The organism is Ruegeria sp. CG8, assembly GCF_056537165.1.
This window is the reverse complement of record NZ_JBQFRA010000003.1, coordinates 1-2,500: the sequence shown is the minus strand read 5'-3', so window position 1 is coordinate 2,500 and position 2,500 is coordinate 1. Positions and strand designations below refer to the sequence as shown.

The following is a 2,500-nucleotide window of genomic DNA, read 5'->3' as shown; positions in this document are numbered from 1 at the left end:
TGAGAGATGGGTCGGTAGCTCAGGTGGTTAGAGCGCACGCCTGATAAGCGTGAGGTCGGAGGTTCAAGTCCTCCTCGACCCACCATTCCTCGCTTCGATCAGATCGTTGAGCACTTGTTTGAGTGTTCAGCCGTCCGATTGGACGTATCCTTTGACATCGTTAAGAGAGAAATCAATCAACACTGTTTGATTGGCGCCGAGTGTGGCGTTGATCTCAGTCGTTCTCATCTTCGGGTGAGCGGGTTGTGACACGGGTGTTTCCTCGCCTGTCCACGGCTATCGCGGCTGAAACGAACAGAGTTGTCCAAGTCAAGTACACTAACCCGCATGATCTGACGATCATGCATGTCTTCTATCCTCTGCGTGGGGCCGACCGACATCGGCAGCGCGGGTTCCAGGATGGAAGGCGGGAAAGTATGCTTTTGGTTCAGAAGAAAGATCGCCTTTAGTTACCAGCTGGGCGGTCGCGATTGATTTGATTACTAGCGCAGCTTTGGTTGTGTGCGGTCAAACGCACTCAAGTAGCCGAATAGGCGGTAGTGCCAATATCAAGTCTTTCTCTTTCTGGATCAAATCAAGCGCGAGAAGGGCGTTTGGTGAATGCCTTGGCAGCAAGAGGCGATGAAAGACGTGATACTCTGCGATAAGCCATGGGGAGCTGAGAATAAGCTTTGATCCATGGATCTCTGAATGGGGCAACCCACCTGAAAGCTTCATATTGTTATCTTTGATACTCAATATGGGGTTTAAACAGGTACTTAAGACCTGAATACATAGGGTTTTAAGGGCAAACCCGGGGAACTGAAACATCTAAGTACCCGGAGGAAAGGAAATCAATTGATACTCCCCTAGTAGCGGCGAGCGAACGGGGACCAGCCGAGCCGGATAAGTGAGAAGAACATGTTGGGAAGCATGGCCATAGCGGGTGACAGCCCCGTATTCGAAGCTTTGACGGACGTATTAAGTAGGGCGGAACACGTGAAATTCTGTCTGAAGATCGGAGGACCACCTTCGAAGGCTAAGTACTCCTTGCTGACCGATAGCGAACCAGTACCGTGAGGGAAAGGTGAAAAGCACCCCGACGAGGGGAGTGAAACAGTACCTGAAACCGAACGCCTACAATCAGTCGGAGGCTCCTAGCGAGCTGACGGCGTACCTTTTGTATAATGGGTCATCGACTTGGTCTCACGAGCAAGCTTAAGCCGTTAGGTGTAGGCGTAGCGAAAGCGAGTCTTAATAGGGCGTATGAGTTCGTGGGATCAGACCCGAAACCGAGTGATCTAGGCATGGCCAGGTTGAAGGTGCGGTAACACGCACTGGAGGACCGAACCCACATCCGTTGAAAAGGATCGGGATGAGCTGTGCCTAGGGGTGAAAGGCCAATCAAACTCGGAGATAGCTGGTTCTCTGCGAAATCTATTTAGGTAGAGCGTCATCCGAATACCCCGGGGGGTAGAGCACTGGATGGGTAATGGGGCCCCACAGGCTTACTGATCCTAACCAAACTCCGAATACCCGGGAGTACTAGATGGCAGACACACTGCGGATGCTAACGTCCGTAGTGGAGAGGGAAACAACCCTGACCTACAGCTAAGGCCCCCAATTCATGGCTAAGTGGGAAAGCAGGTGGGACGACCAAAACAACCAGGAGGTTGGCTTAGAAGCAGCCATCCTTTAAAGATAGCGTAACAGCTCACTGGTCTAAACAAGTTGTCCTGCGGCGAAGATGTAACGGGGCTCAAGCCATGAGCCGAAGCTTAGGATGCCGTAAGGCATGGTAGCAGAGCGTAGTGTGACATAGATCCATGCCTCCTTGATCCCTTCGGGGATATTGGAGGCGAGGATCTTTCGATGAAGCCGGCCTGTGAGGGATCCGGTGGAGAGATCACTAGTGAGAATGATGACATGAGTAGCGACAAAGAGTGTGAGAGACACTCTCGCCGAAAGTCCAAGGGTTCCTGCTTAAAGCTAATCTGAGCAGGGTAAGCCGGCCCCTAAGCCGAGGCCGAAAGGCGTAGGCGATGGGAACTAGGTTAATATTCCTAGGCCAGGAGGATGTGACGGATCACAGGTGTAGTTCAATCTTATCGGATTGATTGGGCTGCTGAGTGGTTCCTGGAAATAGCCCTCCATCAGACCGTACCCTAAACCGACACAGGTGGACTGGTAGAGCATACCAAGGCGCTTGAGAGAACGATGTTGAAGGAACTCGGCAAAATACCTCCGTAAGTTCGCGAGAAGGAGGCCCGGTTCCTAGGCAACTAGGGGCTGGGGGCACAAACCAGGGGGTGGCGACTGTTTATTAAAAACACAGGGCTCTGCGAAGTCGCAAGACGACGTATAGGGTCTGACGCCTGCCCGGTGCCTGAAGGTTAAAAGGAGAGGTGAGAGCCTTGAATTGAAGCCCAGGTAAACGGCGGCCGTAACTATAACGGTCCTAAGGTAGCGAAATTCCTTGTCGGGTAAGTTCCGACCTGCACGAATGGCGTAACGACTTCCC

Annotated in this window: 1 tRNA gene and 1 rRNA gene; both read left to right on the top strand. The window is 52.3% G+C overall.

What is annotated here, in order from left to right:
* Positions 1-8 precede the first annotated feature (8 nt).
* Positions 9-85, top strand: a tRNA-Ile gene (locus tag ACR0EF_RS10175).
* A gap of 487 nt (positions 86-572) precedes the next feature.
* Positions 573-2,500, top strand: a 23S ribosomal RNA gene (locus ACR0EF_RS10170); the annotation flags it as partial.